This window comes from Paenibacillus sp. WC2504 (genome assembly GCF_052682475.1).
Map to the genome: position 1 here is coordinate 690,956 of NZ_JBQZFH010000001.1, position 26,366 is coordinate 717,321.

Below are 26,366 nucleotides of genomic sequence, written 5' to 3' on the forward strand. Positions count from 1 at the left end.
ACCGTAAGATTATGGACATCCTATCGTAACATTGTGGGAAATTATGTGTTGGCTTGAATCACCTGAACTAAAAAATGTAGTAAACTGTATGCTGAAACAGAATAAACAGGGGAGTGTCTACATGAAAGAAGTGCTGTTAGGGCCTGTCGAAAGTTTCACCAAGCTGCCCGCAGAAGTTGTGTTCGATAAGAACTTGTATTGGTTAATTCAAGCTGAGGATCAAGCAACGTACAGGCTCGTCTCCAGCCGATGCCCGCATGCGGGAGCTATTGTGGAGGCTGAAAAAGGGGAATTCGTATGTTCGATGCATGGCTGGACATTCGATCTTCACTCAGGCGCGTGCCTGAATGTGCCGACCAAAAGCCTTACGGCCTATGACGTTACAGTCAAAGAAGGCCAGCTTATTGCGCATGTGTAAAAACAAAAGGACCTGCCTTATCCGTTGAACGGTTAGGCGGGTCCTGATTTTTTTATAAATTCAAATGCAGCTTACGTGTGTTCAGCATACCGTCCAAACCGGTAGGGTCTTGGCTGACTTTATATTGTACAAAAGCTTCCGCCGCCTCTGAAGTGCGAATGCGCAGCGGTTTCGGATCCATTTCCATCAGCTTCACCATGACTTCGGCGACCGATTCCGACGTTTGGGGCACCGAGTTCCGTTTGGAGAAGGCGTCCAAATATTGCGTGATGATCGGTTTATATTCATCTTCCAGAATGCCGCCGGTTTGTTGGACATGCCCAAGGACCGTCTGGTTAAAATTAGTTGCAATCGCGCCGGGCTCAAGCAGCGTAACATCAATGTTGAAGGTTGGCTTGTAGTACGTAGCTAAACTTTCTAATAAACCTTCAACGGCAAATTTAGCCGAGCAGTAGATTTCATTGAAAGGTTGTCCCACTAGACCGCCAACGCTTGTTGTGGCTACCAAATGTCCGGCGTCTGATTTACGCAAAAGCGGAAGTCCAGCGCGGATCGTATGCATAACCCCATACACATTCGTATCATAAACCCGATGAATATCTTCCATCGTCGCTTGTCCTAATGCTCTTAAAAAACCAAAACCAGCGTTGCAGAACAGGACGTCCATGTAACCGTGATTCCGGTCGATCACAGCAAAAGCTTTCTCCAGCGACTCAGGGCTTGTTACTTCCATCTCTATAAAATGAAGATTCGCACGGTGCCCATGCTGCTCTTGATCACGCTCTACATGGCGTGTTCCAGCATAAACCGTCCAGCCTAATTCTGCAAATTTCAGGGCGGTCGCTAACCCAATGCCAGAGGAGGCGCCGGTAATCGCGATAACTTTGCTTTTGCTCATCATTCACCACTCCAAATGTTAATGTAATAAACTGTTTAATAACTATACAGTATGTTAATTCAACAGAATAGTCAAGTCATTTAAAAAATCCCAACATGAGTAAGGTCGGGATCTTCGTGCTATAGCGGCAGCTTCTCCAATAGCTTTTTGAGCTGCGCAAGCTCATCTTCGGTATATGGCGTGAAGAGCTGTTCAATTTTGTTATTATACGCTTCCAAGATATCGTTTATCAGCTTATTTCCTTTGTCCGTTACTTGCAGCAACAGGCTTCTGCGGCTAGTAGGGTGAGGCTTGCGAATCACTAGCTCCTGCTCTTCTAATTTATCCAGCAGCTGGGTAATCGCTCCCCGAGTTAGGCCAAATTCATTGGCCATATCAACGGCGATGCAATCCGGATGCTTGCGAAGAAACTCTAACGCATACATCATGATCGGTGAAATGTGAAAATGGGGAAGCACTTGCGTCAAATAGGAGGAGAGGGCATTTTTAATTTCGCGAAATTTGTACGTGATGAGGAGATCTTGGTTCATGGTTCAGCCGCCCTTTTTGTTTAGTATCTATACATTATAGCAAGGTCATACTTGGGATCCAAGCAGCTGGAAGGAAAAAAAGAGACCCACAGCAACGGGCTGCAGGTCTTAAGTATATATATTTTAAAGGGGGGTTGAGACTTATTATAGGCCCAGTTCATTAAAAGCAGATGAAAAACACATTTCATTTTCATTACATTTTTTCTAATGATAAAATAGAGAGATCAAGGAAGGGCGGGGAACGCTTTTGAAGCATTATTCCATGCGATCACATTTGACGGTAACGTTTGCTATCATGGCAATGATTCCGGTTCTGATTCTTGGCACCTTTCAGGTTTATCAAATAACGCATATTACGCAGGAGTCCAATAGGAACCAGCAGCTGACGACCTACCGTCTGGGGGACGCTGTGCAGGATTATATGTACTATCACCGCAATGCGGTTGAAACGCTGGCGGCCACGATTTCAGCCTCGGATGCGGCCTTTCGGACGCGCGAGAGCTTGACGTTAAAGCTGCAATCGCTGCAGCAGAACTTGGCTGGTTTCTCAGGTATTTATGTGGTTGATCAAAATGGTTTCATTAAGGCTACGCATACCACGGCCAATGATTCGCTGATCGGTACAGATGTGAAAGATCGGGACTACACCAAACGGGTGCAGACCGCCCATAACACCATCATCTCTTCGCTTTTCATCGGACCGGAAGGGCTGAACCAGCCGGCTGTCGCCATCGCAGTACCCATTTATAAAGGTAATAAACAGCCTGATGGCTTTGTGCTCGCTGTGCTGGAGCTTACGCCCATCAAAGAGCTTGTGACGAAGTACGATTACGGAAAAGAAGCATATCCCGTGGTACTGGATCATGCTGGCAAGCCCATTTATCATCCGAATGAGGCGTTGACCGCAACGTTGGCGGATTTATCGCAGGAGCCAGTCGTTGCAGACGCACGGAGTCAGAAGCAAGGCGAAGGAACCTATGCATTAAGCAATTCCAAGCAAAAAGAACTGATTACTTACAAAGCCATCCCCGATATCGATTGGATCGTTTGGGTGAGCAAATCCAAAGCTGCGGTTAATGCCGCTTTTACAGAGTCGCTAAGTATTACGATCTTCCTCTTGGTGGTTACGCTTATTTTGACGGTGCTGCTCGGCAGTCTTTTGGCGAAAAGGTTGAATGGCACCATCCATGCTTTGGTTGGATACACCCAACGCCTGGCAGGAGGAACATTCGTAGAGCCGGACAGCAAGGTCGTTCCGCAAGGGGCGCCTCTGGAGCTGCAATTGCTGGCAGATGATTTCTTCAAGATGGCGGAGCAGATCAAAGAGAATCAAGGCGCGCTGCTGCAGCTCAACAGTGAGTTGGAGGACCGTGTCGAAGAGAGGACCCAGCGGCTGCAGGATGAGCATGCGACTTTGAATGCGGTGCTGGAGAGCATGTCCGATGCCGTCGTATTGATCGATATGGCGCATCAAGTGGTATATGCCAATCATCGGATGGCTGAAATTTTCGCTATTCCGATGCCTGAGCTGGCGATTATGCAGGAATCGGCGTTGTTTGATCGTATTGCGCTGCTGCTGCCTGAACGTCAGGATGAACTGGAGAAGTTGACGGCGGGGCCGAGGGTACAAGGGACTTTTACGGTAAAAAGTGGTCAGGGTAAAAAACGTTTTATGATGGTATCGGCTTTTCAGGTGGCTAGAGAAGGACGGGTTTTTGGCCGAGGTTATGTGTGGCGCGATATGACGAAGGAACATGAAATCGATGCTTTGAAAAATGATCTGATCTCACTCGCCTCCCATGAGTTCAAAACGCCCATCACCAGCATACGCGGCAGTGTAGAAACGCTGCTACGAGTCGATGCGAAGTGGGAAGAAAGCTTTAAGCAAGAGCTGCTAGAAGGCATTCACGAGGATATCGGGCGTATTCAGGACCTGATTGACGACTGGCTGGATATTTCCAAAATCGATTCCGGCGCAATGCGAATCAACCCGCTGCCGCTACGTGTGGAGGCCGTTGTCGAAAGCGCGATGCGAAGACTTCCACAGCAGGCAAACGACATGCATACGCAATTTGAGGTGAACGTGGCGGAGGATACGCCGCTAATCTATGTAGATAAACTGCGAATGGAGCAGGTGCTCGTGAACTTGTTCACCAATGCCGTTCGGTATAATACGCAGCACCCGATTATCCGAATTTCGGCTCATGCGGATGAGCATTTTGTCTATTTAGATGTGCAGGACAATGGCATTGGTATCGCTGCGGAGCACGTGGACAAACTATTTGACCGGTTCTACCGGGTGGATGTTTCTTCGAGAAGTCAATCCGGAGGGACAGGGCTGGGGCTGGCGATCTGCAAAGGCATCATGGATGCGCACGGCGGAGAAGTCCATGTGGCAAGCAAGCTTGGTGAGGGAAGCACATTTACTCTCTCCATACCGAGGTTTCTAGGGGAGGAGAACGGACATGAACAAGAAGAAAATCATGATCGTCGATGATGAACCGAAAATTGTGCGTTTCATTGCGGCGAATCTCAAATCATTGGATTTTGAAACCTTGACCTGCCAAAGCGGGGCGGAGGCGCTGGAAAAAGCCGAGGAGTTCGATCCGGATTTAATTTTGCTTGATCTGATGATGCCGGGCATGGACGGATTCGATGTGTTAAAAAGGCTGCGCTCCTACTCCAGCGTTCCGGTCATCATGCTGACCGCGCGCAGCAATGGAGCGGACAAAGTGCAGGGGCTTAACCTCGGGGCGGATGACTATTTGACCAAGCCATTCTCCTTAGACGAGCTCTTCGCGCGAGTGAATGCCGTGCTGCGGCGCATGGATGGCCGCATGGCACCGCCGGTCACCACGAGCGAGATCACGCTCGGCCCTGTGACCGCGAACCTCGCCCAGCGCCGTATTTGGCTGGGCGACACCGAGGTGAAGTTCACGGAGACCGAGTACAACTTATTTGCGCTGCTTTTGCAGCATGCGGGGAAAGTCATGACCCATGAGCAGCTGCTCAGCGAGGTTTGGGGAAGCGAGTACCGCGACGAGGTCGAGTACCTGCGGGTCACCATCGCCCGCATCCGCCAGAAGATCAAAAGCGCAGCGGAAGGCGCTGCTGCCGAGCTGATTGTAACCTACCCGGGGGTAGGTTATATGGCGAAGCAGGAGTGAACGCAGAAGCCCCCTTGTCTGATTGTTATCAGATGAGGGGGCTTTTTGTTTGATGTTGGTGAGGGAGGGAACTACGGTCCTCTATTTTGACGATTATGGAGGGGGTGGAGCCGGGAAAGGAACTACAGGGCCTTATTTGCACGGAATTTCTGGGTTTCCCTTCGAAAGGGTGCAAATAGCGGATCGTAGTTCCCTCTCAGCTCGAAACTGGGTGCTTTTCGAAGAAATAGCGCCCTGTAGTTCCCATCCGGGAGGCAGTTTCGGTTGAAGATGAGTACAGACGTGCCAGAAAAGTTGGCCGAGAGCGCACAAAAGGCTGTCTCACCTCGAGAAAAGTAGCTAAATACAGTCGAGACAGCCGAATAGGCCGTCTCGGGGGAAGAAAGTGTGAATGGTGCAGCGAAAGTTGGCCGAGAGCGTACAAAAGGCTGTCTCACCTCAAGAAAAGTAGCTAGATACGGTCGAGACAACCGAATAGGCCGTCTCAGGGGAAGAAAGTGTGGATGGTGCAGCAAAAGTTGGCCGAGAGTCTCACTCCGAAAGCAGTTGCACATCAAGCGGATAATCCGGCACCACGAAGTCGCGGACAGCGCCAGAGACGAGGTCTACCACGGTCATCCCGTTCCAACCAGTATCTGCATAAGTGACACCGCCGGTGAGGTAGGCGTAACGCCTATCCGCGCTCGCGGCGACCATTTGGTGCATCCGCTCCAGCGGGATTATCTTCTCGGCGTACGTCTCGACGTCGAGCACCGTCAAGTTAGGCTTGCCGGTTACGCTTCCCGCAGCGCCAATGCCGACGATGAGCAGCTGCTTACCATCCGCTGTCAGGGCCACACCCTCTTGGTGCGTGTTGCCTGTCAGCGGCTTTGTCTCGTACTTGCCGCTAGTTGGGTCAAGCACGACCAGTCCTCGCCCCTGATACGGCAGGAGCAGGCGGCCATCAGTACGAACCGCCGCGTAATGCGGCTTCTCGAAGCCGCCTTTGCCGAAGGGAGCTACTTCCAGCGTGCGAGCTTTGAGCTGCAAAGGATCGACAGCGGTCACGGAGTAGGAATCGTGATCGATGCTGTAGACCTCCCTGCCGTCAAGGCTAGTCACCACATCGAATGGCCGAACGCCAACAGCGACACTGCCTGTCATGGCGAGTTTCTCTGCATCCATGATCTCCAGTTGGCTTTTCATCCCTCTGCCACCACCAGTCACGTACACACCGACATAGACGAATTTGCCGTCAGGAGATACGGCAATTCCCATACCGCCGGGACGGTATTCACCAAATTGAGGCTTGCCGATGGCGTCAGCTGCCTTATATGGTACTAACGCAACACGTTTGCGCTGCTGCGTATCCACGACAGCAACACCTTCCGCGGTGGATATGTAGGCGAGATGGTTAGGACCTTCAGCAATGGCAAAAGGGGCCTTGCCAACCGTCAGCTTTTCGAATTGACCCGTGGCTGGATCAAGGAAAGACATATAATCACTCTTGGAGTGAGTTACGAGTAGGCTTGATTTCCCTTTTGACACAGGCGGTTCAGGAGCAGGCATTGTTGTAGGTGTTGTTGATGGTGCTGGTGCTGGTTCTTGCGTTTGTGTAGGAGTTGGCGTTGGCGTTGCAGTTGGTATCGCAACAGGCGCAGGACGCGAACTGCAGCCAACCATGAAAAGAACTAACGTCAGCATCGAGAATAACGCACGATTTTTGAAAAGCATATATCAATCACCTCATTGGAATGAATGGTAGAACAAGAGGAGCACCTCATTCAAGGTACTCCTTCCCAATACGCTTCATAAAAATTTATTTCGCTACAGTCAAACTTACTCCCGCAGCCGTAGCCCACTTGCCTTCTGGAGCGACAGTATAAGTCATACCCGGCACAAGCTGGCCGTTATTTAGCAGAGCGAAAGTACCTACAGCACCTTTACGTGTGGTAATCGTGTATTCTGCTGTCAGTACAGTACCGTCTGTACCCGTCAAAGTAACACGGCGTGAAACGAAGATTTCATCCTTTGGATCCTGGGAAAGGGCCACATTAATCGTTTTCGCATCCACTGCGGAAGAAGATTGAATCGTTAGCGGCGCGATGTCTTTCGCTGTAAATGTAGCATTTTTCAAAGTAGCCCAGTCCGCAGAAACTGTGTAAGTCACGCCCGGCTTCAACGTTTCGCCGTTAGGCAGAAGGAATTTAGGCGCTTGACGACCATCCGTTGCCTGTGTGAAAGGCAAATAGGTGGCCGTCATCGGTGCACCTCCCTCAGGCGTAATTTGCACCACACGGTTCCGCATCGAAGAAAGAATTTGATAGGTCATGCCATTGTATTGGTTCTTCTCATCCACGATAAAGGCACCTGGACGACCTTTGGCATAGGCTGCAATGACATAACCGTAGTCCGCTACGCCATCAGTCAAATGGGACTCGACCTCAAAAACGTCATTGGCCACTTGCTGCGTGGAATCCAAAGCAATTTTCTCTGTGCTCGCTGTAAAAGTGCCTGCAAGCTCACCTTTATATGTTAGTGTGTAGGTCGTGCCGGCTTTTTGTGTTGGAACTGGAACGATGTACGTTGAAGTGGAACCTGTTTTTAAACGTGGAACGTTGTTAATAGCCAAACCATTGTCAAAAACAAAGTTTTTGGACGCAGGTTCAAGTTCTAATTCTGCCGTAGGAATCGGTGCAGAGAAGGTGACTTGCAAGGTAATTGCGTTCAAAACCACCAGCTTAGTCACATGGATAGGAGCTAATTGCTGCGCTTCGAAAATGAGTAGAGCGGCCTGACCACGTGTCACGGAGTTACCTGTCAATGACGAATAGCTCGGTAATTGCTGTACTGCGGCAGCATCAATTTTTAACACCTTCGCAATAACGTCTGCCAACTGCTCGGAAGAGATTGTAGAGCTGCCTTGGAATTGACCGTTAGTAGTAGAGATAGCTCCAACAGATTCAAGGGCAGCAGCGTAAGTGTAGAACCAATCTCCTTTTGTTACATCGCTAAATGTAGTCGTTGCTGCTGTGTCCACGTTGACGTGTAAAGCGAGTGCGGCCATTTTGGCGATTTCAGCGCGAGTTACAGCCTGATCAGGAAGAAAGCTATGATCCTCATATCCGGAAAGCACTTGTTGTTGAGCCAATTGTTCAATAGCAGCTTGTACTTTGGAAGAATTTGCGGCATCAGCGAAAGGGTTCGCGGCCAAAGCATTGAAAGGTAGAATTGCGGACAAGCCTACAGTTGCTGTAATGGTCAAAGCGGCGATTACTTTTTTGTTGTTTTTCATCTATAACACTCCTATTCAATATAATGGCGTTGCTAGGTTTACATAGTTGCTTTTTGCTTCATGTCCATGCGTCTGCATGGTACTTCTTGCGTCGTGCCTGCTTACAAGATCAAGCTTACACGTCAGAGCATTACAATCGAATAAAAAATCAGACCTGCACATTACAAAAACGTAAAAATCACATCACTACATGCCAAGCAAGCATAAAAAAACCTCACCGCTCAAAGAAATGAGCAGCAAGGCTGTAATTTAACGATTTGCGATTAAGGGACCGCATTAGATGTTTACATTCTGACATCCGTACGCTGCACAACGCTGTGCGAAGAGGACCCGGTAAGCCGCTCTGGGGAAAACACTTGCCGAACCGGCACAATGATCAGCACAGCAACCGCAGCTTTGATCGCGTCCCCGATGAGGAAGGGGTAACAAGCCGCTGCCATCGCTTTTGCAAACGTATAAGTCGGTACTTTGTACATCAACCACGGAACTCCGGCAAGGTAAAGAAGCAGAGAATCGAAAATCTCAAGCACGAGGAAGGCAGCTAGGTAGCCCATAAAGCCTTTCACACGAACACGCGGCAGGATCATACCAATCAGCATAGCGGAGAACGGCCAGATCATAATAAAACCACCCGTAGGTCCGAGCACGATGCCTAAACCTCCATTTCCATGAAGCAGAGGAAACCCGATTGCCGTCAGGATCACAACGAGAGCCATACTGAAGAAGCCGTAACGTGCTCCGAGCAAGCCGCCGGCAAGCATAACCGCTAGCGTTTGCAGAGTAATAGGGACAGGTGTAAAAGGTAGTGAGATGCTTGCAAAGCTGAATAAGACAAGAATTGCTGCAAAAAGTGCACTGAAAACAACGCCGCGCAAAGTGAGTTTCATATTGTCCATCGCTCCTGTTTCTGTTATTGTTTATGTATTGTCAACTTCAATTTATATCAATGGTTAACAATAAATCATTCAGATCATAGCACATCTTTTATGAAAGTGGAAGGACATTTTATATATGGCAAATCGAGAAATTGTGGCTTCTTTGCGGAATGCCTCCGTCGTCTATCGAACACAATCGGAAGAAGGGAGGCGGGTATGGTCGGACGTCTCTTTAGATATTCATAAGGGTGAATGGATGGTCGTCATCGGGCCGAATGGCAGCGGCAAAAGCACCTTAGCGAGCAGTTTACTGGGCTTAAGTCCCCTCTCAAGCGGTGAATTGATCCGCAATGAGTCTGGGCAAATTAGAGGCGTGCTTCAATTGCCGGATGCTCAGTTCGTAGGAGAAACGATTCAAGAGGAATTCGATTATCTGCCTGGTAAACAGGATTTAACAATAGAAGAACGCAAAGCCTGGTATCTCCAAAGCTTGTCAGCTGTGGGCTTGTCGCTCCCGCTCGAACGAGCGCTTTCCACTTTATCCGGGGGGCAAAAGCAGTTGGTTAATTTGGCGGCTGCCCTTGCGGTTCAGCCTGAAATCTTGGTACTGGACGAACCAACGGCGATGCTGGATCCAGCGGCAAGACAAGGAGTCCGACAGGCTGTGCGCGAAGCCCATCAGCGAGGTACTACCATTGTATGGATTACGCATCGGCTGGAAGAAGTGGCGGATGCGACGCGCGTCATCGGGTTTGGTGACGGACGGATCACGTTTGATGGGGGACCCCGGGCTTTCTTTTATGGAGAGAGTGAAGATAAGTCGTTAGAGAGGTCGCCATGTACCGAGTTAGGTCTCGACTCGCCCTATGTGGTGAAGACAGCTTTCGGTTTGCTAAAGTACGGCTGTGAGCTTCGCCTGCTTCCCTTGGATATGGATGAGCTGGCAGAGGCGGTGGCAAATTCATGTCTATAGCCCTGCAAAATATTCAAGTCAACGCCCCGGACGATCCTGGTCAGCAGCTGTTGAAAGATATCCGTTTTGAGCTTTCAGACAGCTCCGTTACAGTATTAATCGGACATTCAGGCTCGGGAAAATCGACGCTCCTTCAGGTCATGGCAGGTATTTTGGAGCCAGCTTCAGGAGTTATTACTCTTGATGACCAGCCTTTGTGGCATAAAAGAAAGGTAGACCAAGCGCATCTTTTGCGGCTGGGTTTGATTTTTCAATTCCCGGAGCAGCAGCTGTTCGCCAGCAGCATTCGCGGGGAATTCGCCTACTCGCTGCGCCCTTACCGGCTTGCGGAGGACGAGCGCGAGCACCGCATCCGAGCCGCTTGCGCCGACCTCGACCCCCGCGGCGTCTTCGCCCTGGAACGCTCGCCGTTTGGCCTAAGCGGTGGCGAGCAGCGCCGGCTGGCGCTGGCGACAACCTTCGCCACGGCGCCGGATTGGCTCCTCATGGATGAGCCAACCGCCGGCCTCGAGGCGACGGCCGTTCGCGAATTGCTGCGCATGATTCGCGAAAGGAAGCGTGGCGGCTACGTCATCGCCACGCACGACCTGGACACGTTCCTGCCGTTGGCAGACCGTGTCCTCGTGTTAGACCGCGGCGAGCTCGTCTTCGACGGGTCGCCGGCAGAGCTGTGCCGCGCGCCGGAGCTGCTCACGCGCGCGGGTGTCGGCCTCCCGAGCTGCGTGGAGGCCGCTCAAGCCCTTGCGCGACGCGGCATCGCCATCGCGCCGGATTTGCTCGCGCCGGAGCTGGCTGCGCCGGCGATCTTGCAGGCGCTGCGCGAGCGCAGCAGCGCAAGCCCGGGGCCGGCGCCGCAAGCGGCAGCGCCGAAGCCCGCGCGCGTTGCGCCAGCGGCGCCGCCGCAGGCCGCGTGGCTAGCGCGGGATCCGCGCGCGAAGTGGCTGCTCTACCTGCTGCTTGTCATCGGAACGATGCAGCTGCAGGTGTGGAGCGGCCTCGCGGCTTCTGCGCTGCTCTTGGGCCTTTCGTCCCTCGGGCTTCCACGCGCCGCGATTCGCGGCAGTTGGAAGATCGCCGTCCCGTTCGTGATCTTCATGTTCCTCTCCATTGTGCTGGCCGGCTTGGAGTGGAGGACGGCCGACGGGCCATTCCCGCTTGGCTTCGCGTCAGAGCGCGCGTGGAGCGCGGGCTTCGTCCTCACGCGCTTGTTCCTGATCCTGATGGCCGGCTACTGGCTGGCCGTGTCTACGCCGTATGGTCAGCTTGTGCAGGGACTGAATTGGGCGCTGTCTTTTTTTCGCAAAATGAAGCTGCCGGTGGAGTCATTTGCTTTGGCAGTCTCGCTCTTGTTTCGGTTCATCCCGCTTATTTTGCGGGAGTGGCAGCGATTTTCGGCGATAGTGAGGGCCAGAGGCAAAGCAGCGATCAGACCCGGCATGGTACGCATGCGAGATATCCCGGCGCTGGTTGTACCGCTGCTCCTCGCCATGTTTCACAAAGCTGAGCAAATGACCGTAGCGATGGAAATGAAAAAAATCGACGGCAAGCAGCAGCTGCTGAAAAAAAGCACACTGAGCTGGCAGCCCAAGGACACGTTGATCGTTATTTGGAGCGTAGTTGTTTTTGGTGTGCTGATCGTTATGCGTTACTAATAGGGAGAGAGCAGCTCATTCTGGAGGAGCTGCTCTTTTTGTGCTTGGCGGCTGTAGATCGAGGGGGAATCTTGAGGACGCAAGCCCCGTATACTATACTTTGACTAAGAAACTCGGACGGCGGTGACAAGCATGAAATTTTCTGATTACACCATCTATGAGCAGCAAATGCTGCGTAAAGTGAAGCTCTGGGAAATACGTCAACAGAAAACCCCAAATTTGCTTGAAAAAGCCTCGAAATCCGTCTCCACAAACATCAATAAGCTCATCCCGGAAAAGGTGCACAAAACGATCACGGCCACCGTCAGAGGGATGTTTCAGACGACATTGTTCGGGATGAACTATATCCCTCAGAATGACCCGCTTGTAGGCGCTTCTCTAGCTGAAAGTGATGCGAAAGCAGAGGAACTGCTGTCGCTTTATAAAAAGATTGCGGCTGCCGAGGGAGCAGGTACGGGAGCGGGAGGAATTCTGCTCGGCCTGGCGGACTTCCCGATTCTGATAGGGATCAAGTTGAAATTTCTGTTCGAGCTTGCGCACGCCTATGGCTACTCCACGAAGGACTATAGAGAGCGTTTGTTTATCCTGTATGTGTTTCAAATCGCGTTCTCTAGTCCAGCGAAAAAACCTGCTCTATTAGACACGATCAAGAATTGGCACGAGGTCGCAAGCGGCTTTCCGCCGTCTGACGCCTATATGGATCAAGTGGATTGGCAGCAGTTGCAGCAGGAATATCGGGACACTATTGATTTCCGTAAAATGCTGCAGCTTGTCCCCGGCATTGGAGCTGTCGTAGGCGCATGGGCGAATTTTGGCCTGCTGGAAGAGTTGGGCGTGGCGGGCATGAACAGCTTTCGCTTGCGTCGGTTAGAGGATAAAACCAGGTTGGAGGCTGAGGGTGAGCAGTGAACGGGTGGATTCCCGTTGGAGAAAATCCAATGAAAGTGCGAATTTCCTTGCTAAAATGCTGGTTTGGTTGGATGAAATCCAATAGGTAGGGGGAAATTGGCATCCTGTGGGCTGTTGCGGCGTGCTTCGTTGGATTTCATCCAACGGAACGCGGAAATCCGGCCTCAAAAAGGAGTTCTCATTGGAATTTATCCAATGAGAAGAGGCGAGGCATCGCCAGCCCGCGGTCCAACTCCTTAGCCCCTCCACGCGCTCGCCACGCCGTTCAATGTCTTGGTCCGCCACGTGCCCGCCACGCGCTCTCGCCCTACGTCCCGCATCCCCTCGCCCCGCGCACTTATGCCGCTGCACCCGCCCCCCATACCACACAGCCTTTTTTGACCAAGCTAGGCAATGTTCCAGTGATTTTTAGGAAAGAGGCACATATACTAATGATGAGCCAAACCATGTGTACGCCCTGAACGAGTATGTGATTTTTTTCACATGACAACCCTGGATGGTTTGGTCGATCTTTTTCACCAACGATGGTAGAGAAAAAAGATGATGTAATCGGAGGAGAGGATTCAGATGAGTAGACCGAAGGTGGTTATTCTGGGAGCTGGGTACGGTGGGCTTGTAACGGCAATAAGGCTGCAGAAGCTGATCAAAGCAGATGAAGTGGCGGTCACGCTGGTGAACAAACACGACTATCACTACATGACGACACATCTGCATATGCCGGCAGCCGGCACTGATCATCATGAGAATGCGCGTGTAGCAATTAAGGATCTGATCGATGAGCGGAAAATTCATTTTATCAAAGCAACGGTTCAGCAGATCGTACCTGAGGAAAAAAAGGTGGTTCTGACGGACGAAGTCCTCACCTACGACTACTTGGTCGTGGGGCTTGGGAGTGAGACGGAAACCTTCGGCATTCCGGGATTGCGCGAGTATGCGATGACAATTAACAGCATTAACAGTGTTCGCTTCATTCGTCAGCATACACAGTATATGTTCGCTAAATATAAATTGGATTCCAAGCATAAGGAATATTTGACAATCGTTGTTGGAGGCGCTGGTTTTACAGGCACGGAGTTTGTTGGGGAGCTGGCTGACCGAATTCCTGATCTTTGCCACATGTTTGACGTCGATCCTTCCCTTGTTCAGATCATCAATATCGAAGCATCGCCTACTGCTTTGCCGCCAGGATTGCCGAATGACCTCGTGGAATACGGCATGGACGTGATGCGCCGCAAAGGGGTTCAATATAAATTATCTACCGCCATCAAGGCATGCGAGCCCGGCGGCGTGCTGTTGGGAGACGGCCAATTCATACCTGCCGGCACGGTCATTTGGTCGGGAGGTGTTCGTGGGAATTCCTTGCTGCAAGATGCGGGCTTCCACGTCCAACGCGGCAGGGTCAAAGTGGATGACTACTTGCGTTCCTTGCAGTTTCCCGATGTTTTTATTACGGGTGATTGCTCGATTGTCATGAGCCCGGAAGGCACGCCATACCCCGCCAATGCCCAAATCGCCGTCCAACAAGGTTGTAATACGGCAAAAAATTTATACTATTCACTGAGTGGAAAGCCATTACGACCTTTTGCCTACGATTACAAAGGCACGGTCGCCTCGCTTGGTCGCGGAGAAGCAATTGGTATCCTGAAGGTCAAAAAAGTGAAAGGCAGGCTGGCCGCATTCCTCAAAAAAATAATCGATGCCCGCTATTTATTTCTCATTGGCGGTATCCCACTCATCTTCAAAAAGATGATTTTTAAGCAAAAACAAGCCACAAGGAAGCGTCATGTGAGAAATTAATTTTGCTGAAATACCCGAAAATCTAATGAATCAGACAATAAGCTAGTAAAACAGAGATACTGAAAGGATTACATCATTGTAAGCGGATTATCAAATGAATGCGGGGAGGGAATAATCTTTTTTAAGATTATTCTCTCCTTTACTATGAGCCAATAAGAGAGTAGTATCAACTCGTACGTTAACAGTTGAATATTTCGCTTAATTTTCTAATTAGAAAAGCGGGGGAACCATAGGTTTCAACGGGGTGAGTAAGGTGTGTCTTGTCGCATGCGGCAGCTACCTTTAGGGCAGATTTCTCGCAGCCCGAACCCGTCAGCTAACCTCGTAAGCGGTCGTGAGAAAGGAGAACATGTGGCTAAGCACAAGGTCTATCCTTGTGTTTTTTTGCGCCTAAAAAAGGGAAATCAAGCTGAAAACTAGGTTATTTGGAGGAATTTCACAGCATGACAAGTGACTCATTGAAAAAGATTGTATTCGGCAAACCGCTGAAATCAGCGGAGCTGGAATCTGAGAAAATGCAGGTATGGAAGGCTCTGCCCATCCTGTCTTCAGATGCCCTGTCTTCGGTAGCCTATGGCACGGAGCAAATTTTGCTAGAGCTTGCAACTGTTGGGGTTGCTGCTTTTGCTTTCTCATTGCCGATTGCAATCTCGATTATTGCTTTAATCATGCTTCTTGTTTTAAGTTATCGCCAAGTGATTGAGGCCTATCCAATGGGCGGCGGAGCTTACATGGTGGCCAAGGAAAATTTGGGCATGATGTCGGGAAGGCTCACCGGAGTTTCACTGCTGATTGATTACACGTTAACCGTTGCGGTTTCGATTTCAGCAGGCGTGCAGGCGATAACGTCGGCATTCCCGGTTACAGTGCCTTATATTGTCCCCATAGCCTTAGTGCTTGTCTGGTTGATGGTTTGGCTGAATTTGCGGGGCACTTCTGAATCCGGAACGGTGTTCGCGATTCCAACGTACTTTTTTATCCTGTGTATTTTACTGCTGATCGGCAAAGGGATCTTCGATATGCTGACAGGATCCATGAATATGCATGAATTCCAAGTTGTTCCCAGCTCGATGACGAGCTCATTGACTTTGTTTGTTATTCTAAAAGCCTTTTCATCCGGCTGCTCGGCCGTGACAGGGATTGAGGCGATATCCGATGCGGTGCCGCATTTCCGTACGCCATCTGTCAAGAATGCCAAGAGAACCCTGGCTTCGCTTGGTACACTATTGGCGATTGTCTTCGGGGGCGTCACCTTGCTGAGCTTGGGTTATGGAATTGCACCTGACCCGCATGGACATACTTCGGTCTTGTCGATGGTTACGGAGCAAGCGTTTGGCCGTGGCGTCATGTATTATGCCACACAGATTGGCACCATGCTGATTCTAGTATTGGCTGCGAATACGAGCTTCAACGGATTTCCTATTTTGGCATCCATTATGGCTCAGGATAAAAACTTTCCGCGCATGTTCTCGTATCGGGGAGATCGGTTGTCGTTTCACTACGGGATCGTAACGTTAGGTGTTTTGGCAAGTATCTTGCTCGTCATTTTCAAAGGAAAAACCGATGCACTTATTCCACTTTATGCGATTGGCGTCTTTTTATCTTTTACCCTTGCCCAAAGCGGTTTGGTCCGCAAATGGTTCAGAGAACGTCCGGCTGGCTGGATCGGCAAGTTCGTTATTAATGGGTTAGGGGGAATCGTTTCCCTTGCCGTTCTTATTATTTTCTGTATCACCAAATTTAGTGAAGGCGCTTGGATTGTTATTATTGTGACGCCGCTATTGCTTTGGGGAATAACCAAAATCAGCAATCACTATGATGATGTAGCCAAACAACTGCGCATTGATATCACACAAGAACGCGTATGCGTGAAGGAACCTGTAATCATTGTACCTGTTGCGGGCATTCACCGCGTTGTAGCGCAGTCTTTGAACTATGCCAAATCTTTATCTCCCAATGTCATTGCTTTCTACGTCTCGTTTTCGGATGAGGATGAAGAAGCGATGCAGGAGAAGTGGGATAAGTGGGATCCGGGCGTTCGGCTTGTCGTGTTCAAATCCCGTTATCGGACCATTTTGAAGCCGCTGGCTGAGTTTATTGAAAGAGTCGATACCCATGTTTCGGAAAAGCAATCGATCATGGTGATCCTGCCCCAGTTCATGCCGAAAAAATGGTGGCACCGCCTGCTCCACAACCAGTCTGCCGCACGTATTCGCTCGAAGCTGCAAGCCGATAAAGATATCGTCGTTGCGACGGTGCCCTATCATTTGCATGAGTAGAGGTGTACAATAAAGGGGTAAACCGGATGTAGAAATGGAACAGAGGTGAACCTTTTATGGCAAAAAAGAAATGGTCAAACACTACCGCTGAACCTAGCGCGCAAGATAAACCTGCGACACTCAAAGATTTGCTGCGCCCTGATATCGTAGCGGGGCTGAAGGCTCAGGCTGATGCGATGAAAGCTGAGGAGCAGGCTCGCAAAGAGGCTGCCAGAGCTGAAGCAGAGGCTGCGCGCAAGGCGGAGGAGAAACGGCTGGAGAATGATTTCGGCCACTTGCTCGAGAAGAGCAAGCTGGATTGGAGAAAACACAAATGAGGAAGCGCTTGGTGTGCTTCCTTTTTCTTTCGGGTGCGTTGATAGCGCTTACAGGTTGTGGGGTGGAGAGAGGGCCGATGAAGCTTGCGGACGAACCGGCTGTGTCGGGAAGGCCGGATTCTGTTGTATCTGCAGCGCCGGTTGTGCAAGGCGCCGTCACTCCGGTGCCCACTTCGAAAGTAATACCGACAGACATATCAGCGCCAACTGACGCACCACTCTTACCTGCAAAGTTGCCTTCGCTTGCCCAGACCTTAGTGGAACGCTATCATAAGGCAGTTCCGGCAAAATGGGGCGAGAACATCCCCGGCGTGCGGACACATCTGGTGACGCAGGATAAGGTGATCGCCCTGACCTTTGACGCTTGCGGCGGCAAAGAAGGCAGCGGTTACGATGAGAAGTTAATCGATTATTTGATCAAGGAGCAAATTCCGGCGACCTTGTTTGTTAATGCGAGATGGCTTGCCGCGAATCCGGACATTTTTGCCAAGCTGGCGGCGAACCCGCTGTTTGAAATCGAAAACCATGGGACCGAGCATCGGCCGCTCTCTGTGAATGGCAGAGCCGCATATGGCATCGCAGGAACCAAAGATGTAAGCAATGTGATTCGCGAAGTAACGGAGAACGCCGATGAAATCGAGAAGCGGACGGGTAGGCGGCCGCTATTTTTCCGCTCAGGCACGGCCTTCTACGACGATATCGCCGTTGACATTGCCCACGACCTGGGTTTTCAGTTGGCGGGCTATAACGTACTTGGCGACGCTGGAGCTACATTTAACACGGAGCAGGTCTACCATGCGCTTACTAAGGCCCGGAGCGGTTCCATCATTTTGGCGCATATGAACCATCCGGAGAAAGACACGGCTGAAGGTGTCATGAAGGCGATACCTGTTATGCAGAAGGCGGGCTTTCGATTTGTTCATCTGTCAGCCTATCCCGTAGAGTGAAATAGATGGACTTCCTATCGTTAATCTGCGCTGTTCATCACCTTTTTTTCATCTCAAAAAACTCGCACTCATTCCGATCATAGTAAGCTAAATCAGCAACACGCGATTGCAAAACCACGGTTGTTTCGCTGAAACGAAGGACGATCGCATTCGAATCGACAATATGATCGTCTTTGAAAACACGGACAAAAACGCCTTTTTCCACAGCTTCCTGAAAATCGGAATCCGTCACTAATCGTTGGTTACCGGCCATACTCAGCATTCTCCTTGCATGTATAAAATAGTTCTTCAATTGTACCACAACGCGCCAACAATCTCCCGTTCTCCACGAACGCCTACTCTTCGCCCGGCATAGAATGTAGCACCAAAGAGTCTATTCCTTGTCATTGACGAAATGGACTCCCAAATGCTGCATAGGCAGAGAGGATGCGTGATCCCGATGGACATTCAATTACTACCGATTCATTGGGTATATCTAGTATTTATTGGTTTTATTCTTACGTTTTTAATTAAACGCAGAGACACCACGATGATTTGTGTGGTTGGGATTTTTGCGCTGGGCTTGCTGGCAACGGAAACCCTAAGCGGTTCAGTATCCGGGGTGTTCAACAGCTTTATTTATGCAACCAAAGAGTTGATGGGAACGATTATGATTATCTCGATCATCGTAGCGATGAGCCGTGTGCTGATTCGCACGGGCATCAATGAAACGATGGTTGCTCCATTAACTCATTTTCTAAGGACGCCGGCGCTTGCTTTCTGGGGCATCGGGATTATCATGATGGTAACTTCCTGGTTCTTCTGGCCGTCTCCAGGTGTTGCACTCATAGGGGCGGTATTGCTGCCTGTGGCGGTACGTGTGGGTTTACCTGCATTAGGTGCAGCTATGGCGATGAACTTGTTCGGACACGGGATCGCGCTGTCAGGGGACTACATTATTCAAGGGGCGCCCAAATTAACAGCGGATGCCGCCGGGTTGCCGGTAACCGCGGTGATGGAGGCAAGTGTGCCGCTTGTTATTGTCATGGGGCTTGTGACAACGGTAACTGCGTTCTGGATGATGCGGCGGGATATCAAAAATGGGACATGGCGCGACGGTCTTGTGACGAGCGGTAACGGGGACAAGGATTCGCTGCTCTCCTCCGAGCAAGATGCCAAGTCCAGTATGTCTTCAAAAATGAGAAAAACACTCGCGGTTATCATCCCTGTACTCTTCGCTTTAGATGTGATTGCGATGTTCGTCCTTAATCTGCAAGGTGGGGACGCGACCGCGCTTGTCGGTGGAACCGCCGTGTTCATTCTCATCGGCGTTACGCTGCTGGCTCATCGCAGCAAAGGGCTGGAGCAAACGACTTCCTACCTCATCGAAGGCTTCGTCTTCGGGTTCAAAGTCTTCGGTCCCGTGATTCCAATCGCCGCGTTCTTTTATCTCGGCGACGCTGCTTTCACGGAGCTGTTCGGTAAAATACTGCCGGCAGGCTCGCACGGCATTGTGAACGACCTCGGCGTCGCGCTCGCAGGTGTCGTTCCGTTGAACGGCGCGGTCGGCGCCGTGACGCTCACTGTCGTGGGCGCGATTACCGGCCTCGACGGTTCCGGCTTCTCCGGCATCTCCCTCGCGGGCTCGATTGCGCAGCTCTTCGCAACCGCCATCGGTTCCGGTGCGGCGGTGCTGACCGCGCTCGGGCAAGTAGCCGCCATCTGGGTCGGCGGCGGTACGTTGATTCCTTGGGCGCTTATTCCGGCAGCGGCCATCTGTGGGGTTAGTCCGTTCGAGCTGGCGCGACGGAACCTCCTGCCTGTGCTGATCGGCCTCGCTGTAACGACAGTTGTCGCTATGTTTTTGGTGTAGATTGCAGCAAGGGCCTCCATTTGGGAAATGTCTTTAAGAGCAGCTTAATGACATTGTCCAGTTGGGGGCTCTTTTTCTGCCTTTTGACACTGCTGAATTAGCCCAATTGGGAGATATCACAAGACTAGCGCAGATAGTATCTCCTAAAGCGGTTACAATGAACGCAGAACGAACGGGATCGGATTTGCCTATCCCTCATCGGAAGCAGTAAGCTTACATACAGATGACTACATGAATTTGGAGATGAGACGAATGGAAGCAAAGTTTTGTATGACATGTGGAGCTCCAATGGAGACGCGCGATGTGGATGGTACGATTAGAAGAGCTTGTACGGCGTGCAGCTTTGTACACTGGGGCAACTACAGTATTGGTGTAGGTGCACTCGTTACCAAGGATGAGAAAATATTGCTTGTACGCAGAGCGCAAGAGCCCGGCAAGGGGAGATGGACGAATCCCGGCGGCTATATTGAGCAGCATGAGCTGATCCAAGATACCATTGAGCGGGAAGTGATGGAGGAGTGCGGCATTACAGCCAAGGTCACTCGACTGGTCGCTGTGCGGGATTTGCCTAGAAACATTCATAATGTGTACATAGCTTTTGAATTGGATTATGTCAGCGGAGAGCCTGTGCCTGATGGGGTAGAGGTGGATGCGGCAGGCTTTTACAGCCTTCAGGAGATGGAATCGATGCCGGTAGCGGATTTCACGCGCTGGTTGATCGATGTTGCGCTGCATTCTACGACCGTTGGTCTCGTTGAAGATAAAGAGCCTATTGTAAAAATGGACGGGTACGGTTTGTACCGCATCCCCAAGGTCCAAGTATGACGAAGCCGATCGGTCTCCGGGGGCATCATCTGCTTTGTTTGTTAGGGTACCGGGGAATGGGATATTCCAAGGATTTCTGTGAAAATATGACGCATGTATACGAAACTCTGCGAGAACAGCCGGAGACGATCATTCGTGTCGTCCTTGGTCCCGATGATCTATGCGCAGCCTATCCGACGAATGAGGTGCCGCATTGCGAGAACAGAACGGTCTATGATCGCGATGCAGAAATCGTAGCCAAGCTTGGCTTGCAAGTGGAGATGGAGCTAAGTTGGTCGGAGATTTGCTCAAAAGTAGCGGGTTATGTGATGCCGGAGGACATTGGCCACCTGTGCGCCACATGCCGTTGGGAGCCTTATGGCGTATGTGCCGAAGGCGTGCGTTTGATTGGGGAGGGTGGCGAGCTGCCGCCAGTTTCTAGGTAATAAGTGGCAGGTTCCTATTTCGGCACCGAATCGCAACTAGCAACCGAAATAGCAACCGATACCGCCACCGCCAACGAGAGTTAGAGGAGCTACAGTCCTCTATTTTTCCCAAAAGCGCTCATTTGGCATGGCAATGGGAACTACGGTCCGTTATTTTGCAGATTTCAGGCCAAATTCAAGCTTTGCGGGCAAATAAAGCCCTGTAGTTCCCCTCCAGCTCTAAAAGCAGCAAGTTTCGCTGAAATAGCGTCCCTTAGTTCCCCCCACTATGCCACACAGCTCCAGCAGCCATAACACACAAAAAAGCGATACAAGAATCATTCTTGTATCGCTTTTTCTTTTAGGCCAATACGCTGATGTCCGAGCCCGTCTCCAGCTTCTCTGCCGGAGAAGACAACACATTCGCCACCATAAGCAGATCATCAACGGGGCGAAGGAAAGAGCGGAGCAAACGACTGTCCTTCATGTCGGGATCCAACCATTTATCGGCCTGCTCTTGATCAAGAATGGCAGGCATGCTGCCATGGTAAGGGGAGACCAACGGGTTCGCTTCTGTCATCAGCATCATGCAGGTGCGAAGCTCCTCCTCGCCGCTCGGCGCCCGCCATACATCGTATAAGCCCGCGATGCCGAAAGTGCCGCTGCGCATTTTGAATTTCACCCATTGGGTCTCTTTGCCCTCCGTTACACGGATATAGAACCCGCTGCAGGGAAGGATGCAACGCTGTTTTTTGATAATGCGCTCGAAGGCTGTGTTCGTAAAGATTGAATCACGCTCCCCGCAAACAGCATCTTTGGCCCAAAATGGCATAAGCCCCCAACGGAATTCATCCAGAAGACGCTCGCCCTTTCGATTGATCATGACAGCGGAAACCGACTCCGTCGGCACGACCTCATACCGATTAGCGGTATAGGACAGCAGGCGGTCGATACGAAATTGTTTCATGACATCATTGACGTCAGCAAGAATAGATACGGAATGACACATCATTATTCACCTCATTTGATTTTGGTTATTATTTTCCTATTTCACCAAAATCATGTATGCGAATATAAAAAAACTGAGAGCTTTACGCCCTCAGTTACCCCGTGTATGGATCGGATAAATAGGTATGAATGCAATTTTTTCCATTTCTCTTAGCGATATATAAACACTCATCCACCTGTTGAAACCAGGCTTTCTTCATTGTGTTGCGGTTATAAGGCGCGAGTCCTATGCTCATCGTCAACGGCCGCCCTGGCATCTCCGGGATTTCGGTTTCACGGATGATCTGCATGAAGGATTCGCATACTGCCAGTACTTCCTCGTGGGTCTTGCCTACAAACAGCACGGCAAATTCCTCGCCACCGTACCTGAACGACATATCGTCTGGCCCCAGCATATCTTTGAGCAACCCGCCAATCGTTTTGAGTACAACGTCCCCGACCCAGTGTCCGTAAGTGTCATTGATTTTTTTGAAATTATCGATATCCATCAGGGCAAGCTCCAACGGCGTATCATAGGGCATATGCGAAATGAGATGGTCCGTGTGCTCTTGAAAGGAGCGGTGGTTGAACAACTCCGTTAGCGCATCTACCTTGGAAAGCCGGTCAATCATGACGTTGCGAATGAGCAGATCCTGCTCACGCAGAGTGGAGGCTCCAAGTTGTGCATGCAGCGTGCGGCCTTTCCTCATAATGGCGAAGCAGACAAGTGCTGTAGCGGATAGAACGGTGAGTGTAACGATAAGTTCAGAAGGCGTAATGAGATAACCTTTGTACACCTGACTAGGTACTAAGGCGGTTAAACTTGCAAGACCTAAACTATAAGCGAAAATAATATACTTCTTTTGAAAATAAACAGAGGATAAAATAATCGGAATGCTAATTAATTCGTAAGAGCTCATCAGCTCAGGGATACACATAATATAGATACAAACCATGGTCATGGTCCATATAATCATGATAAAATCACTGTATCTTTTGAGGAAATGAATGGCCAGATAACCGGCGCCCATGAGGGCAAGCTGCAAGCCAGTCGGAATGACTTGAAATTGCAGGAAGCTATGAAGCCACTGGGTAGGCTGTCCATAGATATCAAAGAGAAAACCGATCATAGCTGCTACTTCATAGATGAGCAAGATCCACCATAGAAGATGGATGAGTTTTCGGTTCCAAATATGATCGTTTTCCGGAAGTTGTTCCATCAGAAAAAGGCCACTTTCCTTTCATGCTAGCAAATAGTGGAAATATTTTTTGTGCCTTGTGAGACCATTGTAAAGAATAACCACCCGATTAGGCAAGCGATGAAAATTATTAATAGAAACACCAGGAGGGCTATGGCAGCTCAAGGTTATATACACGCATGGGAACATTATAAAGACGAGCTCGTTTTGCTGGATAAAAAGCTGGAGCTTCTCTATAAACGTCGGCAGAAGCTTACCCCCGATCCGCAGACGGATTCGTTTCGCGGGATGTTTGTGTCCGAAGATGAATTCATTCGTCTGATTGGCGAACAGGAGACAGACGAGGACCTCCTGGAGGAGGAACAGGTTCTCTTGGAGGACATTCATGAGATGGAAGCTTACATAGCCGGAAGGCTTGAAGAAAGCCGGAATACAGGCGTATTTCTGCCATTGTCGTATGCAGCCTCCGTGTTCGGGCTTTCCGCAATGGAGGAGCGCTTCGTCATGTTAGGGCTTGCGGTGGAATTAGACCGTAAATATGAACGTATCTTCGGTTTCTTGCAGGACGATCTGACCAGTAAGACGCCTAATATCTCTTTGGCGCTGCAAGTTGCATGCAGCAGTCCGGAGGACATGCGGGCTGCGCGAACAACTTTCATGGCTCCTGAAGGAAAGTTGGCGCGGTACATGCTGCAGCGCGAGGAGCAGGAAATCAGAGGCCAGTCGCTGCTCTCTAAGCCGCTGCTGCTGGACAAACGAATTATAGCCTTCCTGCTCGATTCCGGGGAGGTCGACCCGAAGCTAAAACCGGCGGTCGAGATGGTGTATCCGGACGACGAGCTGGCCCCCTTGCTCGTTCAAGAGGATTTTCAGCAGCGACTGCAGGGCTTCATTCGCGAGGAGCAGCAACTGCCGGCAGCTGAGCGCAAAAGGCTCGCATTCCACCTCTGGGGGAATGCGGGCGCAGGCAAGAAGCTGCAGGTCAAGCACTTCAGCAGCCATTTCAACAAGCCGCTGCTGATCGCTAATCTTGCGGATGTGCTGCTGCACGCAGCAAGCTTTGAGGAGCAGGTGAGCGCCATCGTGCGCGAGGCGATCCTGCACCAAGCCGTGCTGTGCTTCACACGGCTGGAAGAGCTTTACCCCGAAGAGCCGGATCTTGCGGCGCAGCAGCGGCTCGGGCGGTTTCACGAGCTGCTCGACGGCTACGGCGGCATGATCTTTTTGTTAGCCGGCAAATACAGCCGGCTAAACTGGAAGCCCAAGGAGAGACTGCTCCTTGAGCATGAACTGCAAGTGCCGGACGAAGGCGGGCGCGAGCGCCTTTGGACGGTATTCGCGCGCGAGCTCGGAGTGAGCGCGGGGCTGGATGCCCGGGTGATGAGCGGAAAATTCCGCTTCACCCCGGGGCAAATTCATCGCGCGCTGACGCTTGCGCGTGGATACTCCGCCTGGCAGCGTGAGCCCCAGGCGGAAGCCAACCCGGCGGCGCTGCGCACCGATGCGCTCTATAAAGCGTGCTACCAGCAGGTGCAGCACAAGCTGGAGCGCAAGGCGACACGCATTGAGCCTCGCTATCAGTGGGCGGATATCATTCTCGCCCCTGAGCAGAAGGATCAGCTTCGCAATGCGTGCAATCAAGTCAAATACCGTGGCGTCGTGTACAACGACTGGGGATTCGAGAAGAAGCTGGCCTACGGCAAGGGGCTCAGCATGCTGTTCGCCGGGCCGCCGGGCACAGGGAAAACGATGTCTGCGCAAGTGGTGGCCGGCGACTTGCAGCTTGAGCTTTACAAAGTCGATCTGTCGCAAGTGATTAGCAAATATATCGGCGAGACGGAGAAAAATCTGCATGAGATTTTTGAAGAGGCGCAGCTTAGCAATGCCGTGCTGTTCTTCGATGAAACCGATGCCCTCTTCGGCAAACGGTCGGAAGTGAAAGATTCGCATGATAAATATGCCAACATTGAAACGGCCTACCTGTTGCAGAAGATGGAAGAGTATCAAGGCATCACGGTCCTCGCTACGAATCTATTAAATAATATTGATGAAGCGTTCCTGCGCCGGTTCAACTACGTGATTAAATTTCCATTTCCCGATAGCGAGTATCGCGAGAAAATTTGGCAATCCATGTTCCCACCGGCGGCGCCTCTTAGCGATGATGTCGATTTCCGATATTTAGCGCAACGGTATGAAATTGCCGGAGGAAACATTAAGAATGTCGTCCTCTCGTCCGCCTTTCTTGCCGCAGAAGCGGGCGAACCGATTCGGATGCAGCATATTATTAAATCCATTCGCCATGAGCTTCAGAAGTCGGGTAAAATTTTGGCCAAACAGGAATGGGAAGATTATTAGAAATTAATATAACTTTCTATAGTCAGTCTAGCGATTTGCAATTATAATAGAAAAAGGTACACGATGTGACATATTCCCTACCATTTCAACACATTTCATAGGTATTTTGAGGCAGGGAGTGATTCCTATTGGTGATTATTCAGTCATTGCCGATGTAAGCGCATCTTTAGTGAAGCTGCTTAGAGAAAACATGACACCGGATCCCATTCCGCAACCGGAAATGATCGGGCTTGCTTCGCCTGTCGATAAAGGGGATTTCTACTTATCTCTTTATTTGTACAACGTTCGCGAGAGCGGGGATAACCGGCAGACCCACATGATTGCCCGTGGGACGACACAGATTCAATATCCTCCTATGGTGGTGGATCTCAGCTACTTGCTGACGGTGCATTCACCGGCTGAACTTCAATCCAGAGCGCTCGATGAGCATCGGATTTTGGGACGAGCCATGCAAGTGCTCTATGATCATTCTATTCTTAGAGGTTCAATGACCGTAGGAACGCTTGCTGAGAAAGACGAAGAAGTTCGCATCGTGATGGAGCCGCACAAAGGCGAAAGCATCCTGAATATGTGGAACTTCGCAGACACCCCGTACAGGCTTTCTGTCAGCTATACAGTGGGACCTGTCAATATTGATTCAACCCGCATCAAGACCACCAAAAGAGTTTCGGAAACCGATTTTCGCATACAAGGCTAGGGGGCAATGGT

Annotated in this window: 23 protein-coding genes and 1 riboswitch; of the genes, 15 read left to right on the forward strand and 8 right to left on the reverse strand. The window is 50.7% G+C overall.

The window, feature by feature from the left end:
- Positions 1-121: 121 nt before the first annotated feature.
- Positions 122-418, forward strand: coding sequence for a Rieske (2Fe-2S) protein (locus ACUN27_RS03235; protein ID WP_127456847.1), 297 nt, complete (start codon positions 122-124; stop codon positions 416-418).
- Between the two features lie 52 nt (positions 419-470).
- Here the strand turns inward: ACUN27_RS03235 and ACUN27_RS03240 are convergent, their stop codons facing one another.
- Positions 471-1,316: an SDR family oxidoreductase gene (locus tag ACUN27_RS03240; protein ID WP_315952934.1), complete on the reverse strand. Its 846-nt coding sequence runs from the start codon at positions 1,314-1,316 to the stop codon at positions 471-473.
- Positions 1,317-1,435: 119 nt separating this feature from the next.
- Positions 1,436-1,846, reverse strand: a complete 411-nt coding sequence (locus ACUN27_RS03245) for a MarR family winged helix-turn-helix transcriptional regulator (RefSeq protein ID WP_315952935.1) — start codon at positions 1,844-1,846, stop codon at positions 1,436-1,438.
- A gap of 262 nt (positions 1,847-2,108) precedes the next feature.
- Between ACUN27_RS03245 and ACUN27_RS03250 the strand changes: the two genes are divergently transcribed.
- Positions 2,109-4,343, forward strand: a complete 2,235-nt coding sequence (locus ACUN27_RS03250) for an ATP-binding protein (protein ID WP_315952936.1) — start codon at positions 2,109-2,111, stop codon at positions 4,341-4,343.
- Positions 4,312-5,013 (forward strand): response regulator transcription factor, encoded by a 702-nt coding sequence (locus ACUN27_RS03255; RefSeq protein WP_315952937.1) that lies wholly within the window; start codon positions 4,312-4,314, stop codon positions 5,011-5,013. The genes ACUN27_RS03250 and ACUN27_RS03255 overlap by 32 nt, the downstream gene beginning before the upstream one ends.
- A gap of 531 nt (positions 5,014-5,544) precedes the next feature.
- Here the strand turns inward: ACUN27_RS03255 and ACUN27_RS03260 are convergent.
- The 3 genes from ACUN27_RS03260 to ACUN27_RS03270 form a co-directional block, all read right to left on the reverse strand.
- Positions 5,545-6,726: a YncE family protein gene (locus tag ACUN27_RS03260; RefSeq protein ID WP_445558367.1), complete on the reverse strand. Its 1,182-nt coding sequence runs from the start codon at positions 6,724-6,726 to the stop codon at positions 5,545-5,547.
- Between the two features lie 85 nt (positions 6,727-6,811).
- Positions 6,812-8,287, reverse strand: a complete 1,476-nt coding sequence (locus tag ACUN27_RS03265; RefSeq protein ID WP_445558368.1) for an S-layer homology domain-containing protein — start codon at positions 8,285-8,287, stop codon at positions 6,812-6,814.
- 284 nt (positions 8,288-8,571) lie between these two features.
- Positions 8,572-9,174 (reverse strand): biotin transporter BioY, encoded by a 603-nt coding sequence (locus ACUN27_RS03270; RefSeq protein WP_445558369.1) that lies wholly within the window; start codon positions 9,172-9,174, stop codon positions 8,572-8,574.
- A gap of 124 nt (positions 9,175-9,298) precedes the next feature.
- Between ACUN27_RS03270 and ACUN27_RS03275 the strand changes: the two genes are divergently transcribed.
- From ACUN27_RS03275 to ACUN27_RS03305, 7 genes are all read left to right on the forward strand, one after another.
- The gene (locus tag ACUN27_RS03275) at positions 9,299-10,135 is read left to right on the forward strand and encodes an ATP-binding cassette domain-containing protein (RefSeq protein WP_445558370.1); all 837 of its coding nucleotides are present in this window, start codon (positions 9,299-9,301) and stop codon (positions 10,133-10,135) included.
- Positions 10,126-11,787 (forward strand): ATP-binding cassette domain-containing protein, encoded by a 1,662-nt coding sequence (locus tag ACUN27_RS03280; protein ID WP_445558371.1) that lies wholly within the window; start codon positions 10,126-10,128, stop codon positions 11,785-11,787. Before ACUN27_RS03275 ends, ACUN27_RS03280 begins: the two co-directional genes overlap by 10 nt.
- Positions 11,788-11,919: 132 nt before the next feature.
- Positions 11,920-12,696 (forward strand): EcsC family protein, encoded by a 777-nt coding sequence (locus ACUN27_RS03285; protein ID WP_315952943.1) that lies wholly within the window; start codon positions 11,920-11,922, stop codon positions 12,694-12,696.
- A gap of 567 nt (positions 12,697-13,263) precedes the next feature.
- Complete coding sequence (locus ACUN27_RS03290; protein WP_315952944.1) at positions 13,264-14,493, forward strand: NAD(P)/FAD-dependent oxidoreductase; 1,230 nt, start codon at positions 13,264-13,266, stop codon at positions 14,491-14,493.
- A 185-nt stretch (positions 14,494-14,678) separates the two neighbouring features.
- Positions 14,679-14,839: riboswitch (cyclic di-AMP (ydaO/yuaA leader) on the forward strand.
- A 97-nt stretch (positions 14,840-14,936) separates the two neighbouring features.
- A complete protein-coding gene (locus ACUN27_RS03295; protein WP_315952945.1) occupies positions 14,937-16,772 on the forward strand; it encodes an APC family permease in 1,836 nt (611 codons plus the stop codon).
- Between the two features lie 56 nt (positions 16,773-16,828).
- Positions 16,829-17,089, forward strand: a complete 261-nt coding sequence (locus ACUN27_RS03300) for a YqkE family protein (protein WP_315952946.1) — start codon at positions 16,829-16,831, stop codon at positions 17,087-17,089.
- Positions 17,086-18,036: a polysaccharide deacetylase family protein gene (locus ACUN27_RS03305; RefSeq protein ID WP_315952947.1), complete on the forward strand. Its 951-nt coding sequence runs from the start codon at positions 17,086-17,088 to the stop codon at positions 18,034-18,036. The genes ACUN27_RS03300 and ACUN27_RS03305 overlap by 4 nt, the downstream gene beginning before the upstream one ends.
- A 37-nt stretch (positions 18,037-18,073) precedes the next feature.
- On the opposite strand, the gene ACUN27_RS03310 is transcribed toward ACUN27_RS03305, so the two are convergent.
- A complete protein-coding gene (locus ACUN27_RS03310) occupies positions 18,074-18,289 on the reverse strand; it encodes a hypothetical protein (protein ID WP_157324031.1) in 216 nt (71 codons plus the stop codon).
- A 186-nt stretch (positions 18,290-18,475) separates the two neighbouring features.
- Between ACUN27_RS03310 and ACUN27_RS03315 the strand changes: the two genes are divergently transcribed.
- The 3 genes from ACUN27_RS03315 to ACUN27_RS03325 all read left to right on the forward strand — a co-directional run bounded on the left by ACUN27_RS03315 (position 18,476) and on the right by ACUN27_RS03325 (position 21,138).
- The gene (locus ACUN27_RS03315) at positions 18,476-19,888 is read left to right on the forward strand and encodes a hypothetical protein (protein ID WP_315952948.1); all 1,413 of its coding nucleotides are present in this window, start codon (positions 18,476-18,478) and stop codon (positions 19,886-19,888) included.
- Positions 19,889-20,140: 252 nt separating this feature from the next.
- Positions 20,141-20,713: an NUDIX hydrolase gene (locus ACUN27_RS03320; protein WP_315952949.1), complete on the forward strand. Its 573-nt coding sequence runs from the start codon at positions 20,141-20,143 to the stop codon at positions 20,711-20,713.
- Positions 20,710-21,138 (forward strand): DUF1284 domain-containing protein, encoded by a 429-nt coding sequence (locus ACUN27_RS03325; RefSeq protein ID WP_445558372.1) that lies wholly within the window; start codon positions 20,710-20,712, stop codon positions 21,136-21,138. The genes ACUN27_RS03320 and ACUN27_RS03325 overlap by 4 nt, the downstream gene beginning before the upstream one ends.
- A gap of 340 nt (positions 21,139-21,478) precedes the next feature.
- Here ACUN27_RS03325 and ACUN27_RS03330 read toward each other — a convergent pair whose 3' ends face one another.
- Both ACUN27_RS03330 and ACUN27_RS03335 read right to left on the reverse strand, forming a co-directional pair.
- Positions 21,479-22,126 carry an SOS response-associated peptidase gene (locus ACUN27_RS03330; RefSeq protein ID WP_315952951.1) on the reverse strand — a complete coding sequence of 216 codons (648 nt, stop codon included), beginning with the start codon at positions 22,124-22,126 and terminating at the stop codon, positions 21,479-21,481.
- Positions 22,127-22,220: 94 nt separating this feature from the next.
- Positions 22,221-23,324 carry a GGDEF domain-containing protein gene (locus tag ACUN27_RS03335; RefSeq protein WP_445558373.1) on the reverse strand — a complete coding sequence of 368 codons (1,104 nt, stop codon included), beginning with the start codon at positions 23,322-23,324 and terminating at the stop codon, positions 22,221-22,223.
- A 51-nt stretch (positions 23,325-23,375) separates the two neighbouring features.
- On the opposite strand from ACUN27_RS03335, the gene ACUN27_RS03340 reads away from it, so the two are divergent.
- Together ACUN27_RS03340 and ACUN27_RS03345 are read left to right on the forward strand one after the other, a co-directional pair.
- A complete protein-coding gene (locus tag ACUN27_RS03340) occupies positions 23,376-25,658 on the forward strand; it encodes an ATP-binding protein (RefSeq protein WP_445558374.1) in 2,283 nt (760 codons plus the stop codon).
- Between the two features lie 118 nt (positions 25,659-25,776).
- Positions 25,777-26,355 carry a DUF4255 domain-containing protein gene (locus ACUN27_RS03345; protein ID WP_246069387.1) on the forward strand — a complete coding sequence of 193 codons (579 nt, stop codon included), beginning with the start codon at positions 25,777-25,779 and terminating at the stop codon, positions 26,353-26,355.
- Positions 26,356-26,366: the final 11 nt, after the last annotated feature.